At 67.2% G+C, this 16,113-nt stretch carries 12 protein-coding genes; 8 read left to right on the top strand and 4 right to left on the bottom strand.

Features of this window, described 5'->3' with window-relative positions:
- The first annotated feature begins 94 nt into the window (after positions 1-94).
- The gene (locus N4261_RS08355; RefSeq protein WP_261759700.1) at positions 95-1,945 is read left to right on the top strand and encodes a glutamine--tRNA ligase/YqeY domain fusion protein; all 1,851 of its coding nucleotides are present in this window, start codon (positions 95-97) and stop codon (positions 1,943-1,945) included.
- Between the two features lie 162 nt (positions 1,946-2,107).
- On the opposite strand, the gene N4261_RS08350 is transcribed toward N4261_RS08355, so the two are convergent.
- From N4261_RS08350 to N4261_RS08340, 3 genes are all read right to left on the bottom strand, one after another.
- A complete protein-coding gene (locus N4261_RS08350) occupies positions 2,108-3,079 on the bottom strand; it encodes a nucleotidyl transferase AbiEii/AbiGii toxin family protein (protein WP_261759699.1) in 972 nt (323 codons plus the stop codon).
- Complete coding sequence (locus N4261_RS08345; protein WP_261759698.1) at positions 3,076-3,477, bottom strand: DUF6088 family protein; 402 nt, start codon at positions 3,475-3,477, stop codon at positions 3,076-3,078. The genes N4261_RS08350 and N4261_RS08345 overlap by 4 nt, the downstream gene beginning before the upstream one ends.
- 337 nt (positions 3,478-3,814) lie before the next feature.
- Complete coding sequence (locus N4261_RS08340) at positions 3,815-6,196, bottom strand: Ig-like domain-containing protein (protein WP_261759697.1); 2,382 nt, start codon at positions 6,194-6,196, stop codon at positions 3,815-3,817.
- Between the two features lie 408 nt (positions 6,197-6,604).
- Between N4261_RS08340 and N4261_RS08335 the strand changes: the two genes are divergently transcribed.
- The 7 genes from N4261_RS08335 to N4261_RS08305 all read left to right on the top strand — a co-directional run bounded on the left by N4261_RS08335 (position 6,605) and on the right by N4261_RS08305 (position 15,356).
- A complete protein-coding gene (locus tag N4261_RS08335) occupies positions 6,605-7,888 on the top strand; it encodes an efflux RND transporter periplasmic adaptor subunit (protein ID WP_261759696.1) in 1,284 nt (427 codons plus the stop codon).
- Positions 7,889-7,997: 109 nt separating this feature from the next.
- The gene (locus N4261_RS08330; RefSeq protein ID WP_261759695.1) at positions 7,998-8,714 is read left to right on the top strand and encodes an ABC transporter ATP-binding protein; all 717 of its coding nucleotides are present in this window, start codon (positions 7,998-8,000) and stop codon (positions 8,712-8,714) included.
- A gap of 62 nt (positions 8,715-8,776) precedes the next feature.
- Entirely contained in the window at positions 8,777-10,075 is a 1,299-nt protein-coding gene (locus tag N4261_RS08325) for a TolC family outer membrane protein (RefSeq protein WP_261759694.1), read from the top strand.
- A gap of 1 nt (position 10,076) precedes the next feature.
- Positions 10,077-11,387, top strand: coding sequence for an ABC transporter permease (locus N4261_RS08320; RefSeq protein WP_261759693.1), 1,311 nt, complete (start codon positions 10,077-10,079; stop codon positions 11,385-11,387).
- A gap of 9 nt (positions 11,388-11,396) precedes the next feature.
- Positions 11,397-12,626, top strand: coding sequence for an ABC transporter permease (locus N4261_RS08315; protein WP_261759692.1), 1,230 nt, complete (start codon positions 11,397-11,399; stop codon positions 12,624-12,626).
- 22 nt (positions 12,627-12,648) lie between these two features.
- Complete coding sequence (locus tag N4261_RS08310) at positions 12,649-13,983, top strand: sigma-54-dependent transcriptional regulator (protein WP_261759691.1); 1,335 nt, start codon at positions 12,649-12,651, stop codon at positions 13,981-13,983.
- Positions 13,983-15,356: a sensor histidine kinase gene (locus N4261_RS08305; RefSeq protein ID WP_261759690.1), complete on the top strand. Its 1,374-nt coding sequence runs from the start codon at positions 13,983-13,985 to the stop codon at positions 15,354-15,356. The genes N4261_RS08310 and N4261_RS08305 overlap by 1 nt, the downstream gene beginning before the upstream one ends.
- A gap of 453 nt (positions 15,357-15,809) precedes the next feature.
- On the opposite strand, the gene N4261_RS08300 is transcribed toward N4261_RS08305, so the two are convergent.
- On the bottom strand, positions 15,810-16,055 hold the full coding sequence (locus tag N4261_RS08300; protein WP_261759689.1) for a DUF3297 family protein: 246 nt from the start codon (positions 16,053-16,055) through the stop codon (positions 15,810-15,812).
- Positions 16,056-16,113 lie beyond the last annotated feature (58 nt).

The following is a 16,113-nucleotide window of genomic DNA, read 5'->3' as shown; positions in this document are numbered from 1 at the left end:
ACCAGTCAGGCGTCCGCGCCCCGGCAATGGCCCTGCGGTGCACGAGGAGGCGAGACACGTAGAATCGCCCGCCTCTTCCGCACACTTTCCACCGATGTCCGCCAGCCACGACAAGACCGAAGGCGCCGCCGCGCATGACAAGACGGACGGAACCGTCAAGCCCAGCAACTTCCTGCGCGCCATCATCGAGCGCGACCTGGAGCAGGGTTTCCAGCCGGCGCGCCATTTCGCCGGCTCGCCGGGCGACGCGGCCCACCATGCCGCCGGGCCGCTGGACCCGGCGAAGATCCGCACCCGCTTCCCGCCAGAGCCCAACGGCTACCTGCACATCGGGCATGCCAAGAGCATCTGCCTGAACTTCGGCCTGGCGCGCGACTACGGCGGCATCTGCCACCTGCGCTTCGACGACACCAATCCTGAAAAGGAAGAGCAGGAGTATGTGGACGCCATCAAGGAGATGGTGGCCTGGCTGGGCTGGAACTGGGAGTCGGCCGCGCCCAGCGCCGATGGCAGCGCTGGCGGTGCCACCGCCAACCATCTCTTCTACGCCAGCGACTACTTCGACCTGATGTACCGCAGCGCGGAATATCTGGTGACGCAAGGTCTGGCCTATGTGGACGAGCAGACGCCCGACGAGATGCGGGCCAACCGCGGCGATTTCTCGACGCCCGGCAAGAACAGCCCGTTCCGCGACCGCTCGCCCGACGAGAACCTGGCCCGGCTGCGCGAAATGCGCGACGGCCAGCATCCGGACGGGGCGATGGTGTTGCGCGCCAAGATCGACATGGCGTCGCCCAACATCAACCTGCGGGATCCGGCGCTCTATCGCATCCGCCGCGCGACCCATCACAACACCGGAGACCAGTGGTGCATCTACCCGATGTACACCTTTGCGCATCCGATCGAGGACGCGCTGGAGTGCATCACCCACAGCATCTGCACGCTGGAGTTCGAAGACCAGCGGCCGTTCTACGACTGGCTGGTGGAGCATCTGGCCCAGGGCGGCCTGCTCGCCCGGCCGCTGCCGCATCAGTATGAGTTCGGCCGCCTGAACCTGACCTATGTCGTGACCTCCAAGCGCAAGCTGCGCCAGTTGGTCGAGGACGGTCATGTCAGCGGCTGGGACGATCCCCGCATGCCGACGCTGGTGGGCATGCGCCGCCGCGGCTACACGCCGGAGTCGATCCGCGCGATGGTCGAGAGCACCGGCGCTTCCAAGACCACGGCCTGGATCGAGTATTCGGTGCTGGACGGCTACCTGCGCGCCGACCTGGAGGGCAAGGCCGCTCGCGCCATGGCGGTGCTGGACCCGGTGCGGCTGAAGCTGGAGAACTATGCCGAGATCTTCGGCTCGCTGGACCACCGTGAGCCCTGCCAGGCGCCGGCGCATCCGCATGTGCCCGAACTGGGAACGCGCCAGTTCAGCCTGGGCCCGGAACTCTGGATCGAGCGCGAGGACTTCCTGGAAGTCCCGACCAAGGGCTACCACCGGCTCTATCCGGGCAACAAGGCGCGGCTGAAGTACGGCTACATCATCGAATGCACCGGCTGCGAGAAGGATGCCGACGGTCGCATCACCGCGGTGCTGGCCAAGCTGGTGCCCGACACCAAGAGCGGCACGCCGGGGGCGGATGCGGTCAAGGTCAAGGGCGTGATCACCTGGGTCGGCAGCCACGAGGGCATTGCCACCGAGTTGCGCCTGTACGACCGCCTGTTCACCGAAGCCCAACCGGATGCCGGCGAACGCAACTTCCTGGATCTGCTGAATCCGGACGCCAAGCGCGTGGTGCAAGGCTACCTGGAGCCGTCGCTGGCCCAGGCGCAGCCGGACCAGAAGTTCCAGTTCGAACGCCACGGCTACTTTGTGGCCGACCGCGTCGACCATCGCAGCGACCAACCGGTGTTCAACAAGATCACCGGCCTGCGGGACAGCTTTGCGAAGTAAGCCAAGGGGGACGGTCTGACGTCCTGGCCATGACCCCGTCGACGGGGCCCTGTGGGGCCCCGTTGTCGTTTCTGGGGAGCGTTCAAACCTTGTGATGCGAAGCATGACCGGAGGGAGTCGCCGTGGCCGCCAGCTCCCCTAGGCCGCCAACCGGATGTCGACTCAGCCGGCGGCGCTGAGCAGTGATCGAGCCACCCTATCGAACGATGCGAACGCCGCCTCGAAATGAGGTCGGTAGTCGCCATACACCAAAGGCAAGAGGTTGTGCGCGTATTCGGCTCGCGTCTGCTTGTCGTCGGCCACCTGTACGAGGGCACGCGTGAGCACCTGCAGCGGCCGTGCCGCAAAGTCCGGCTGCTGCTGACCGAAGTCGGCAACCTCGCGTTGCATGAGGGCGTTGAAGGCGGAGGCGCTCACGGCCACAAGCTCTGGACTGCGCACGAAAATGCAATGTACATCGTAGATGTGGCGCACGAGCGCCGTGTCCCAAGGCCGCTGCATCTGCCCCGAACGATGCTGAGCAAAGCGACGCAAGAAGGAGAGCACCTTCTCGGATTGCGTCTCTGCCACCGACATCGCGGCCACCTCGAATGAAGCGTCAACCTGGCCAGCAAAGCGATCCGCCAACGCATGAATGGAGGCCGTCTCGACCGGCAGCGCGGGCGCGCTCAAGACCAACTCAAGCTGCAGGTTTGGTCGAAGACCAGTGGCCACTTGGTGATTGCGTTCGTACATCCACTGGCTATGCAAATAGCGGTGCTCGTTGAAGGTGACAGCTTTGTCAGTCTCCTCGACCAAGCCGATGTCAGAGAGCGCCCGGACGACCCGCGGACGCATGTGGTGGCCGAGATAGCGGCGAAGCTGCGTGCGGCTCAACTGGCGACCTGCCGGCGTGAGCACGACCTTGATGTCCGCGTCTTCAGACATGCGCTCTATCAGCCGGTGCGCCTTGGACAGGCTGGTGCCGCCGCAAAAAACAAGCTGCACGCAGTCAAACTCCAGCGCAAACACAGCGCGGAGCGCATCCGTCAAATGCTCGTCTTTTTCCAAGAGACCGGCAGTGACTCTGCCCAGATCGGCTTCGGCCACCAACGCCTCGATCAGCTCGGCACGTTCTTTGGCCAGCCGCCTCATGTGCGCTCATAGTCGACCAGCTTGCCGTTGAACCCCAATTTGCGCTGGATGCGTTGTTTGCCCACGCTGACAACGATCCCCGCCGGGACCTGGGTGCTGCCTCCCGCGTTGTACTCGCGAGTCTGACGAGACGCCCCCACCTCCACACCCAGCTTCTTGAGCACTTCGGGTGCCAGGACTTCAAGCGGCTTGACGGGAATGGGTTTGCCCGACAACACGCTTCGTTTGGCCTTGGCGTACACGCCCAACCCCAGCTTCACCAACGCGCCCTCTCTTTGCAGGTCAGCAAGGGCTCGACTCACTTGGGCTGGACTGCCAAAGGGCTTGAAATCGGCGCGCACGAACACATCAGCGTTCCGATTCGCTACCGAGCGTTTGATACGGTCAACCATGTTCACGCCTCCATTTTATGCTCATTTACCAATCCACTAAAAAGCATATAACCTATTGACTTTAAACGAGTTTTACAATCAATTTATGCTCATTGACCTGCCTGGATCAGACGAATCTCACATGACTTTGCCAACGCTCCATCACACCTGCGCAACTTGACCGAGGTCCAGGCCCCTCACCGGCCCGTGGCCCGCAGCCCCGGGCAGCGACCGACCTCCCTTGCGGAACAAGCAGCAGCGTTTGAAGCGCCTGTGATAAGCCCGGGCCGCAGGCATCCGCGCCGCGCGGCCCGGGCGCGGCGAGATCCACACCGGTGCTCCGGGGGATCCCACCGCGACACGCTCAGACCAGCAGCGGGGCCTGATCCGGCACCCAGCGCAACGTCGACGCGTCCGGCAACCCCCCGCTGTCCGCCAGCAGCATCCGAACGAGGGCGTCGACACCGGCCAACGCGGCCGCATCAGTCAGCGCAGCCGCATCAGTCAGCGCAGCCGGAACAGCCTGCGCGGTCGGCTCAGACCATGCCCTCAGCGCAGGCTGCGCAGCAGGGTCGGCCATCGCCACCACCGCTTTGCCCACTTCCAGACTCGGCACTTCAGGAGACTTCGTGTCCAAGGTGAAAGCCAAGGTGACTTCGGTGCGGTTGCCCGCTGCATCCACCCGCGCCACCGTCACCTTGTGCTCACCGTCGCCGACGAAGGCGCTGTATGGGATGACATTGCTGTCGGCGTAGCTGCGCCAGGTGAGCTCGTTGTCGATGCGGCAGACCCAGGACTCGCCCTCCTCCAGCCCGTCGATCACCACCGTGCCCACGCGGGTGATGCGGTCGGTGGCATCCACACCGGTGTCCTCCTTCAATCGAAGGGTGAATGCAGGCGGTGGCGTGCGATCCAGTGTGAACCGGAACACCGACCCCGGCTGCCCGGCATTGCCCGCCACATCGATCTGCCGGGCCATCACCTCCCACTCGCCGTCACGGTCAAAGACGCTGCCGTCTGAGAACAGGGTGGTGCCAGGCGTCGGGCTGTCGATCCAGCTGCTGCCGTTGTCCAGGCTGATCGACCAGCGCGCGCCGGCCTCCAGGCCGGAGAAGCTGAGCGTCGGGAGGTTGGTCAACAGGTCACCGTCCTCGCCGCTGTCGAACCAGAGGGCCACCGTCGGTGCGGTCGTAGGCGGCGTGGTGTCGCGGGTGACCCGGATCGAGGAGGCCGCGCTCTCGTTGCCCACCGCATCCCGCACCACGATCCGGACGTTGTAGGTGCCATCGGTGCCCAGGACCGAATCCGGCAATTCATCGCCCTGACCTTGCACGAAGTCCGCCCCGTCCACGCTGTAGTACCAACGGTCATCGGCACCGACGCCCGCGATCACCAGCGTCGCATCCCGGGTGATCCGATCTCCCGCCGCGCCGGTATCGTCCTTCAGGCTCACCGTCGCCTGGTCCGGCGGGACCGTGTCCAGCTCAAACGTCAGTGTCGCAATCGAACTTTCGTTGCCGGCCACGTCCATCTGATAGACCTTGACCGTGTGCTGCCCCTGGGCGACGAACAGGTCCTTGGGAATCTCCGAGCCCTCGCCACGGGTCCACTCGGTGTTGCCATCCAGGCGGTACCACCACCACGCCCCTTCCTCGAGGTTGCCGACGGTGATGGTGGCATCCCGGGTGGCCGGTGTGGCATCGGGGGCGGTGAGTACGTAGGAGCGCAGCATCAGCGTCGGGGTGCCACGATCGGGAACCAGCGGCGGTTGGCCGGTGTCGGATGGCCCCGAGGGCAGCTCCGACGGTTGCAGAGGAGGCAAGCCCGGACTCACCGGATCCCACGGAGGCTGGGGATCCGCGCCCACGATCGGACCTGACGAGCCTCCCCCATCAGACCCCGGTGGAGGCCCCTCGCCCGCGATCGGTGGGGGCGACCCGCCCGGGTCGCCTGACGGCTCACCTCCGCCCGTCCCCGTGCCGGGGTTCGGGCGCGGCTGGTCAACGTCCTCGGGCGGTCCGTCCTTGGGGGCGCCCGCCGACGGGGGCGGATGCTGAGGTGCACGGTCGTCAGTGGCCTCGTCAATCGGCGCCACGCCAAGGCCAGGACGCTTGACCGCCGCACCCGCAGTGCCCGAGCCGCCGCCGGCAGCGGCCAGCAGCCCGCCCCCCAAGGCCAGGGCCAGCCCCCAGCCCCCGCTGCCTCCGCCCGTGCCACCACTGGCGAGCGAGGCCGAGCCCTTGCCGGGCGCCTGAAAGAGCGCTGCACCGCCGTCGCGATCGTCATCGGCCGCGTCATCAGCAGCGGATGAGTTGTCGGTCGGCCATGCAGCGCTCTCGAGGGAATTGGAGAGGGCAGCAGGTGGCTCGGCAGCGTCCGATTGGGCATCGGCGCCAGCGCCGGCATCGTCGTTCGCGGCATCGCGAGCACGCCGGAAGGACATCGGCCGTCGGGCGTATGGCCGATCCTCGTCCAGCGCCTGGGGTGGCGCGTCGGACGCGCGATGGTGAGGCGCATGCGGCGATGGCCCTGCGCGTCGAGGCGCTGGCAGATCGCTCACGATGCCGGTGCCGGTGCCGTTGCCGCTGCCAGTGACGGTGCCGTTGCCGAGGCCCTTGCTGTCGGTCGGGCGGTTGCTCGGGCGGTTGCTCGGACCGTTGACGCCGACGGAAGCAAGCAGTTGCATGCCGGATGACGCAATGCCGGGCGCGAAGGACGCTGCGGTGGTCGATGAAATGGGGGTCATGGATAGATCGCTTCTCTGTGGAAGCGGTAGGAAGTGAAGGAGCCACCAGTATTCGGAGGTGCTGGCCGCCACGCATCTGCTTAGTTCAGTGAGACCACGGCGCTTCCCCACGACAACCAGTCGATTCGGTGACTTGGTCAAGTGAAACAGGCCGACATGGACGTGGCCGGCTGCAGGTCAACGGCGGCCTGCGTGCCGCGGTCGGTGGTCGGTGGTCGGTGGTCCGTAGTCCGCGTGTCCGGTGTCCGGTGTCCGGTGTCCGGTGTCCGGTGTCCGCGAGGGTGTCCGCGGACACAGGGAAGGGTCTCGGAAGCGCTCCCAAGCCATTGATTTCAATGAGTTTTCCAAATCCTCCTGGGATGGCACAGGCCTTGCACTCCTGTGTCGCAGCAACCCTCGGACACCACCATGATTCGCGATACTTCTGCCCAGGATCGACCGCTCAGCGACGCGCCCGGCTTCTTCTCCGGCCGTCGGCGCCGGCTTGTGCCCGTGTTGATCGGCCTGGCATTGCTGGCGGTCGGCGCGGTGGCGCTGCCGTCGGTGCAACGCATGATGCGCAGCGGCACTTCGGTCAGCCTGCAGCGGCTGGGCATTGCCACCGTCGAGCTCGGCCCGCTGGTGCGCGATGTGGCCGGCGAAGGCAAGGTGGTGGCCGCCATGAGCCCGACGGTCTATGCCCTGCATGGCGGCAACCTGGTGCTGAAGGTCAAGGCGGGCGACAAGGTCGCCAAGAACCAGTTGCTCGGCGAGATCGACAGCCCGGACCTGCGCGCCAAGCTCGCCCAGGAGCAAAGCAACGCCGACGCGCTGCGGACCGAGCTGCTGCGGGCCGAGGTCGATGGCCGCGAGCAACGCTCCGCACTCAAGAGCAATTGGGAAAGCGCCGCCATCGATCTGCAGACGGCCCGCAACGACCTGGAGCGTCAGACCAAGGCCTTCGAGGCCGGTGCCGTGGCCGGCATGCAGGTCGAGAAGGCCCGTGATGCGTTGGAGAAGGCCCGCATCACGCTCGCCCATGCCCAGGCCGGTGTCGGCCTCAAGGACGACAGCCTGAAGTTCGAGCTTCAAGCCAAGCAGCAGGCGCTGCAACGCCAGCAGCTGCTGGTGCAGGACCTGCGACGCCAGCTCGATGAACTGCAGCTGCGCTCACCGGTGAACGGCCAGGTCGGCCAGTTGCTGGTGGCCGAGCGGGCCAATGTGGCAGCCGGCACCGGCTTGCTGACGGTGGTCGATCTCACGGCGCTGGAAGTCCAGATGCAGGTCGCTGAAAGCTTTGCCCGCGACCTCGCGATCGGCATGCCCGGCGAGATCGGCGGCAACGGCCAGCACTGGCGCGGGCTGGTGAGCTCGGTGTCGCCCGAGGTCGTCAACGGCGAGGTCGCGGCGCGGCTGCGCTTCGAAGGCACGGTGCCGGACCAGCTGCGTCAGAACCAGCGCCTGTCGGTGCGGGTGCTGCTGGATCAGCGCGACAAGGTGCTCACCGTCAGCCGCGGCAGCTTTGTCGAGGAAGGCGGCGGTCGCTTCGCCTATGTGCTGCAGGACGGACAGGCGATCAAGCGTCCGATCCGCATCGGCGCGCAAAGCCTGTCCAAGGTCGAGGTGCTCGAAGGCCTGAAGGCCGGCGAACAGGTGGTCGTCTCCGGTGCCCAGGCCTTCGATGGCGCGGCGCAGGTGACGGTCAGCCAGTGAGCGGCCTCGGCCGTCCCGCATCGCCGACCCCGACCCCCATGCCGACGCAGACGCAGACGTCATCGCCCTCCCCCTCCATCCCCTTCCCAACGAACGCGAGAGAACTCCCATGCTGAAGATGCAATCGCTCTCCAAGGTCTATCGCACCGAGATGATCGAGACCTACGCCCTGCGCGACTTCAACTTGCTGGTGCGCGAAGGCGAATTCGTCGCGGTGACCGGGCCGTCCGGCTCGGGCAAGACCACCTTCCTGACGATCGCCGGTCTGCTGGAAGCCTTCACCGGCGGCCGCTATGAACTGGACGGTGTCGATGTCAGCGGCATGAACGACACCCAGCGATCGAAGATGCGCAACGAGAAGATCGGCTTCATCTTCCAGGCCTTCAACCTGATTCCCGATCTGAATGTGCTGGACAACATCGAGGTGCCGCTGCGCTATCGCGGCATGAAGGCGGATGAGCGCCACCGCCGCGCCCGCGAGGCGCTGGCCCGGGTCGGCCTGTCGGCGCGCGAGCGGCACTATCCGGCGGAGCTGTCCGGCGGCCAGCAGCAGCGGGTGGCGATTGCGCGCGCACTGGCCGGCCAGCCGCGCCTGCTGCTGGCCGATGAGCCGACCGGCAACCTGGACAGCGCGATGGCCCGCAGCGTGATGGACCTGCTGGAAGAGCTGCACCGCGAGGGCGCGACCATCGTGATGGTCACCCACGATCCGCAACTGGCGGCACGGGCGCAGCGCAATGTGCATGTCATCGATGGCCAGGTGGTGGACATCGCCGCCGAGTTGCACATGGACCCCGCGCAACTGCGCGCGGCGGCAGTGGAATGAAGCCTCGTCACGCCCCAGCGGAAGGCGCCGTGGCCGCTGGCCGGTCCGACGCCAGGCGCCTCGTGAGCCGGGTCAGCGCGCTGGCGTTGGTGCTCGTCTGCGCGGGCTGCTGCCTGCCGGCGGCGGCGCAGGCCGAGGATCTGCTGGCGGTCTATGACCAGGCCCGTGCCGCCGATCCGGTGCTGGCCAGCGCCCGCGCGGTGCGCGGCGAGCAGGCCGAGCTGGCCGCTCAGGCCCGTGCGGCGCTGCTGCCGCAATGGTCGGCGCAGCTGTCGGAGCGCCGCTATCAAGCCGACGGCCAGCGCGAGCATCAGCTCACCCACAGCCTGAGCCAGGTGCTGGTCGACCTCAGTCGCCTGCGCAGTCTGGACGCGGCCAACACCTTGGTCAGCGCCGAAGATGCGCGGGTGCGTGCGGCCGAGGCCGCGCTGTGCGCCCGTGTGGCGACGGCGTACTTCACCGTGCTCACGGCGCAGGCCAGCCTCGACACCGCCCTGGCCATCGAAAACGCCTACGGACAGCAGGTGGACCAGGCACAGGCCCGCTTCGATGCGAGGCTCTCTGCCTCGCTCGATGTCGAGCAGGCGCGCGCCTATTACGAGCTCTCGCGCGGTTCGACCGCCTCCGCCCGCGAGGCCCTGGCCGACGCCCGCCAGGCGCTGGCCCAGATCACCGGCCGCATGCCGGGTGCGCTGTCGCCGCTGGCTCCGGAGCTGGCGATGCTGATGCCGGACCCGGCCGATCCCGAGGCCTGGGTGGCGCAATCCCTGCGCGACAACCCCAGCCTGCGCGCCGGCGCCCTGGGACTGGAAGCGAGCGAGCAACGGATTGCTGCCGCGCGGGCCGCGCACCTGCCCACGCTCAGCGTCGGACTCGACGGCGAGCGGCTGGCCGGATCGGCCGTGGCGCCGCAGGATGCGGGTCGCTACACCAGCACCGTCGGACTGCGGCTGACCATTCCGCTGTTCGCCGGCGGTGCGGTCGAGTCGCAGAAGCGCCAGGCCATCTACCAGCGCGAGCAGCAGCGGGAGGACCTGGAAGCCGCCCGACGGACGCTGACCCGCGAGACGCAGGCGCAGTACCAGGCGGTGCTGTCGGCCCTGAGCCAGATGCGCACGGCCGGTGCGGCGGTGCAGGCCGCCGACAAGGCGCTGGCGTCTACCCGCAGCGGGTTGGACCTGGGCGCCCGCACCATGACCGACCTGCTGCTGTCGATTCAAACCCAAAGCAATGCGCGCAATGCCTGGGAGCAGGCGCGCCACCGCTATGTGCTGGCGAAACTGCTGCTGCAGCAGGCCGCTGGCGCCCTGGGCGAGCCGCAGCTCGCCGCCGTCAATCAGCTACTCACCGCGAGGCCCTGACATGCTGACCTACTACTTCGAACTCGGCTTGCGCAGCTTCCGTCGACACCGCGGACTGACCCTGCTGATGCTGCTGTCGATCGCCATGGGCGTTGCCGCCTGCATGACGACGCTGACGGTGTTCCATGTGCTGTCCGGCGACCCGATTCCGGGCAAGAGCGATCGGCTGTTCAACGTGCAGTTGGATGCCGAGCCGATGCGCGACTATCAACCCGGCGGCGAGCCCACCCTGCAGCTGACCCGCTTCGATGCGGAGGCGCTGCTGCGCGAGAAGCGTGGGGTGAAGCAGGTCATCATGACCGGCGCCAACATCGCGGTCGATCCGGCGGGCTCGGGCGATGCGTCGCAATCGCCCTTCTTCAGCCGGGCCCGGTATGCCACGGCCGATTTCTTCACCATGTTCGAAGCCCCGTTCCGCTACGGCAACGGCTGGAGTGCCGCCGACGACACCGCCGAGGCGCGCGTGGCGGTGATTTCCGAGGAGCTGAATGAACGGCTCTTCGGCGGCATCGACAGCCGCGGCAAGACCCTGCGCCTGCGCGACAAGGACCTCACCATCGTCGGCGTGCTGCGGGCCTGGCGCCCGGCGCCGCATTACTTCGATCTGACGCTGGGCGCCTATGCCAAGGCGGCCGATGTCTACCTGCCGCTGGCGACCTCCTATGCGCTGCGCCTCGGCGCCTCCGGCAGCATGAGCTGCTGGGGCAGCTCCTCCACCGACCAGCGCTCGCTGAATGCGCCCTGCGCCTGGCTGCAGTACTGGGTGCAGCTGGACACGCCGCAACAGCAGCGCGACTACCGGACCTACCTGACGCAGTATTCCGATCAGCAGCGCCAGGCGGGCCGGTTCGAGCGGCCGTCCAATCCGAAGCTGTGGTCGGTGATGGACTGGCTCTCGGTGCGCAAGGTCGTGCCCAGCGACATCCGGCTGCAGGTGTGGCTGGCCTTCGGCTTCCTGCTGGTGTGTTTGACCAACACCGTGGGTCTGTTGCTGGCCAAGTGCCTGCGCCGCAGCGGCGAGATCGGGGTGCGCCGGGCGCTGGGGGCACCGCGCCGCGAGATCTTCCTGCAGTTCCTGGTGGAGGCCGGCAGCCTGGGTCTGGCCGGCGGCCTGCTCGGGCTGGTGCTGACTTGCATCGGACTGTGGGTGGTGCGCATGAATCCGGCGCCGTATGCCCAGTTGGCGCAGCTGGATTGGCAGATGCTGGCCACCACGCTGTTGCTGTCGCTGCTGGCCAGTCTGCTGGCCGGCCTGCTGCCCGCGTGGCGCGCCTGCCAGATCACGCCCGCCCTGCAATTGAAGTCGCAATGAGGTGACCTGATGGACATCCTGCCTATCCTCTCGACGCTCAAGCGTCACAAGACCGCCGCGGGCCTGATCGTGCTGCAGATCGCGTTGACCTGCGCGATTGTCTGCAACGCGCTGTTCCTCATCAGCGAGCGGATCGACCGCATCAGCGAGCCCTCCGGTCTGGCCGAGGACGAGCTCATCGTCATGCAGGTCTCCGGCATGACCCGCGTCGACAACGACGGACCGCAGACCCAATCGGACCTGCAGGCCCTGCGCCAGATTCCGGGCGTGAAGCAGGTCTCGATCGCCAACCAGATCCCGTACGGGCAGCAGTCCAGCTACTCTGGCGTGCGGCTGCGGCCCGGCGACAACGAGAATGCCAACTTGACCGCGGCCAACTATCTGGCCGGGGAAAACTTCCTGGAGACGTCCGGCCTCCGGCTGACCGAGGGACGGGATTTCCTGCCGTCGGAGTTCGTGGAGATGTCGCGTCTGGAAGGCGCCAATCCGCCGCAGGTGCCCGCCATCATCATCAACCGCGAGATGGCGCGCCGGCTGTTTCCCAACGGGTCGGCGCTGGGGCAAGGCCTGTATGTGTTCAGCGACGAGCCGCATCGCATCGTCGGCGTGGTGGACCGGCTGGTCGCGCCGAATCCGGGCAGCGGCGAGGAATCGAGCGCGAACACGATGATCCTGCCGCTGCGACCGGGTTATCGGTCCGGCAGCTACCTGCTTCGGGTGGATCCGGCGCAACGCGAGGCTGCGCTCAAGGCCGCCGCTGAGAAGCTGCTGCACAACAGCCCCGGCATGAAGCGCCTGGTGCGCGAGCAAAAGCTGCTGAGTGATCAGCGCGATGCGTACTACCGTCAGGACCGGTCGATGATCCAGTTGCTGGCCGGCGTGTGCGTCGGCTTGCTCGTGGTGACCGCGTTCGGCATTGTCGGACTGGCCAGCTTCTGGGTGCAACAGCGCACCCGGATGATCGGCACCCGGCGGGCGCTGGGCGCGACCCGCGGCCAGATCCTGCGCTACTTCCAGACCGAGAACCTGCTGCTGAGCACGGTGGGCATCGTCATCGGCATGGTGGGTGCCTACGGCATCAGCCTGCTGCTGATGCGTTATTACGAGCTGCCACGGCTGCCGGCCCTCTACCTGCCGATCGGGGCGCTGGTGCTGTGGACGCTGGGGCAGATTGCGGTGTTCGGTCCGGCGCGCCGGGCGGCTGCGCTGCCGCCGGTGGTGGCGCTGCGCGGCGGTTGAGTGTTGATATGCTGCGCCGTCCATGCGAACCGTCCTGATCATCGATGACCACCCTGCCGTCGGCGAAGCGCTGACGCTGCTGCTGTCGCTGCACGACATCGAGCCGCTCTATGCCGCCGATCCGGAGGCCGGGCTGGCGGTGCTGTCGCAGCAGCGGGTGGACCTGGTGATCCAGGACATGAACTTCAGCGCCGACACCACCTCGGGTGAGGAAGGCCGCGGCCTGTTCCAGCGGATCCGGGCGGCGCATCCGGATCTGCCGGTGATCCTGCTGACGGCCTGGACCCAACTGGAGCAGGCGGTAGCGCTGGTCAAGGCGGGCGCGGCCGACTACCTGGCCAAGCCCTGGGACGATGCGAAGCTGCTGGCCACCGTCGAGAACCTGCTGGAGCTGGGCGAGAACAACCGCGAGCTGCGCCAGAACCGACAGGCGCTGCGACAGCGCAAGGAGGCCTTGCTCCAACGCCATCGGCTCAACGGATTGGTGGTGGAGTCGCCGGCGCTGCTGCATTGCCTGGAGCTGGCATGCCAGGTGGCGCGGGCTGCGGCACCCGTGCTGATCACCGGGCCCAACGGCAGCGGCAAGGAACGAATCGCGGCGATCGTGCATGAGAACTCGTCAGTGCGGGACGGCCCGTTTGTCGCCATCAACTGCGGCGCACTGCCAGGCGAGCTGATCGAGGCCGAGCTGTTCGGTGCCGACAGCGGTGCCTTCACCGGTGCGGCGCGGGCGCGCGAGGGTCGCTTCGAGCGGGCCGATGGCGGCACCCTCTTTCTGGACGAGATCGGCAACCTGCCGCTCGCCGGTCAGGTCAAGCTGCTGCGGGTCCTGGAGACCGGCCAGTTCGAGCGACTGGGCTCCAGCCGCACGCGGCAGACCACGGTGCGGGTGCTGTCCGCCACGAATGCGGATTTGCGGGCGATGGTGCGGGCGGGCAGCTTCCGTGAGGATCTGTACTACCGCCTCAATGTGATCGAGATCGCCCTGCCCGGGCTGGCCGAACGGCCGCAGGACATCCTGCCGCTGGCCGATCACTTCCTCGCGGGTCGGGCGCAGCTCAGCGATGGCGCCCGCGAAGCCCTGATGGCGCATGCTTGGCCGGGGAATGTGCGGGAGCTGAAGAACGTGATCGAACGGGCGGCGCTGCTGGCGCCGAATCAGCTGATCACCGAGCAAGACCTGGCCCTTCCAGCCGCCGTGCCGGCGGCCACGCGCAACCTCGACGAGCCCAGCCGGGAGACCGTCATCGCGGCGCTGGAAGCGGCTTCGGGCGTGGTGAGCCGGGCGGCGCAAAGCCTGGGGCTGTCGCGCCAGGCCTTGTACCGGCGGATGGAACGTTACGGTCTGGACGCCTGATGCGCGGGGGTTGGCGCCATTCGCTGCGGCTGCGCCTGACGCTCTACCTGTTGTCGGCGGGCGGCGCCGGCTTGCTCATCCATGCCGGATTGACGATCTGGCCCCTGCCCGCGATCGCGGCGTGGGCCGGTCATGCCGCGTTGACGCCGTGGAGCGGCGCCGCTTTGCTGATCACGCTCGCGCTGCTGGTGCCGCTGGCGTGGGCCTTGGCCAGCGCATTGCTGGCGCCGCTGACCCGCTTGCTGCGCGCGCTTGAAAGCACGGTGCTGAGTTACCGCGACGGTGAATTCGGCAGTGCCATTGCGGCGGATCCACCGGGCGGGCTGTCCGAGCTGGCCAGCCTGATGCAGCTGCACAGCGAGCTGGGGCAGGCGCTGCGGGAGCAGCGGCGGCATCTGGCGCAGCGCGAACTCTTGTTGGACACGGTGGTGCAGAACACCCCGGTCGCCCTGCTGCTGACCGATGCGCAGGAACGGGTGGCCTACGCCAACATCGCGGCGCGCCAGTTGCTGGACCAGGGTCGAGGCCTCGCTGGGCGGCCACTGGACGAGGTGCTGTCCCAGGCACCGCAGGACTGGCGATCGGCGCTCACGGGCGTGCAGGATGGCTTGTTCAGCGTGATGCTGGACGGTCAGGAAGAGCGCTTCCATCTGTCGCTGCGGGACTTTCGCCTGCAAGGGCAACCGCATCGACTGCGGCTGCTGCGACGCATGACGCGGGAGCTGTCGCGCCAGGAGGTGGCGAGCTGGAAGCGGGTGATCCGGGTGATCAGCCATGAGCTGAACAACTCACTGGCGCCGATCTCCTCCCTGGCCCACAGCGGCGCGGAGCTGGCACGACGCGGGCAGTTCGAGCGGGTGCCGGGTGTCTTTGCCAGCATCGGCGAGCGGGCGGCCCATCTGCATGCGTTTCTCTCCGGCTATGCGGCCTTCGCCAAGCTGCCGGCGCCGGTCCTTGCCGCGATCGACTGGCCGCAGTTCCTGGACCGACTCTCCGATCACTACCGCTTCCGAATCGTGGGCGAGCTGCCCACTGCGCCTGCACGGGCCGATGCGGCGCAACTGGAACAGGCCCTCATCAACCTGCTGAAGAATGCCCACGAGGCCGGGGGCCAGGAGGACGAGGTCACCTTGAGCGTCAGCCTGAGCACCCCACGCACGGAATGGCGCATCGAAGTGCAGGACCGAGGCCCTGGCATGAACGAGGCGCAGCTCTCACAGGCGCTGCTGCCGTTCTACTCCACCAAACGCAGCGGCAGCGGCCTGGGCCTGGCGCTGGCGCGCGAGATTGCCGAGGCGCACGGCGGCCGTATTGCGATGGGCAACCGCAACGGCGGCGGCCTCTGGGTCGCGATCAGTTGGCCAAGAAGTTGACGGCGACGAGCGCAAGCGAAGCAGTGAGCGACTGTGCAGCCGGCGCCTGAAAAATGCACGACGGCAACTGCGGCAAGCGCGCACCTCACAACGAACAGACGCGAGGCGCAGCCTAGGCACACGGCCAAAGTGTTGCGGTACGGGATGGGGGTATTCGTGCTCGGCGCGAATGCCTCCGTCCCGTGCCGGCGCTTGACGACAGCACGACAGCAGCGGCGGCAAACGCGCACCTCACAACGAACAGACGTGGTGCACAGCCTAGGCACACAGCCAAAGTGTTGCGGTATGGGATGGGGGTATTCGTGCTTGGCGCGAATGCCTCCATCCCGTGCCGGCGCTCAACCTGAGCAGGAAGGCCCGGTCTGGCCAGGGCGCATCTAACGAACGAAAGAACGAAAGAACGATCCAACGACGGAGAGCAGTCGGCGGGCTCAACCCCCGACCAGCCTCATGTCACTTGTAGAACGCTTCCACCTGCCCCTTGAGCTTGATCATCATCGGTTGACCTTTGCGATCCAGGGTGCGTCCGGCGGGGACCTTGATCCAGCCTTCGCTGATGCAGTATTCCTCGACGTCCGCGCGTTCCTTGCCGTTGAAGCGGATGCCGATGTTGTGTTCGAAGATGGCGGCCACGTAATGCGGGCTGCGCGGGTCCACGGACAGATGATCGGGGAGTTCGGGTTTCTGGTTGTCGCTCATGAAACGTCATGCGGGGTGAATCGGATGGGGCGCATTGTCCAGGACTTCGGACCTTGCG

Origin of the sequence: Roseateles amylovorans (genome assembly GCF_025398155.2) — a bacterium.
Taxonomy (GTDB): domain Bacteria; phylum Pseudomonadota; class Gammaproteobacteria; order Burkholderiales; family Burkholderiaceae_C; genus Roseateles; species Roseateles amylovorans.
This window is presented reverse-complemented; position numbering and strand designations above follow the sequence as displayed.

Bases quoted from the DNA above. Each gene is read 5' to 3' on its own strand.
- N4261_RS08355 (WP_261759700.1), top strand. From the start codon at position 95: ATGTCCGCCAGCCACGACAAGACCGAAGGCGCCGCCGCGCATGACAAG.
- N4261_RS08350 (WP_261759699.1), bottom strand. From the start codon at position 3,079: ATGAGGCGGCTGGCCAAAGAACGTGCCGAGCTGATCGAGGCGTTGGTG.
- N4261_RS08340 (WP_261759697.1), bottom strand. From the start codon at position 6,196: ATGACCCCCATTTCATCGACCACCGCAGCGTCCTTCGCGCCCGGCATT.
- N4261_RS08335 (WP_261759696.1), top strand. From the start codon at position 6,605: ATGATTCGCGATACTTCTGCCCAGGATCGACCGCTCAGCGACGCGCCC.
- N4261_RS08330 (WP_261759695.1), top strand. From the start codon at position 7,998: ATGCTGAAGATGCAATCGCTCTCCAAGGTCTATCGCACCGAGATGATC.
- N4261_RS08320 (WP_261759693.1), top strand. From the start codon at position 10,077: ATGCTGACCTACTACTTCGAACTCGGCTTGCGCAGCTTCCGTCGACAC.
- N4261_RS08315 (WP_261759692.1), top strand. From the start codon at position 11,397: ATGGACATCCTGCCTATCCTCTCGACGCTCAAGCGTCACAAGACCGCC.
- N4261_RS08310 (WP_261759691.1), top strand. From the start codon at position 12,649: ATGCGAACCGTCCTGATCATCGATGACCACCCTGCCGTCGGCGAAGCG.
- N4261_RS08305 (WP_261759690.1), top strand. From the start codon at position 13,983: ATGCGCGGGGGTTGGCGCCATTCGCTGCGGCTGCGCCTGACGCTCTAC.
- N4261_RS08300 (WP_261759689.1), bottom strand. From the start codon at position 16,055: ATGAGCGACAACCAGAAACCCGAACTCCCCGATCATCTGTCCGTGGAC.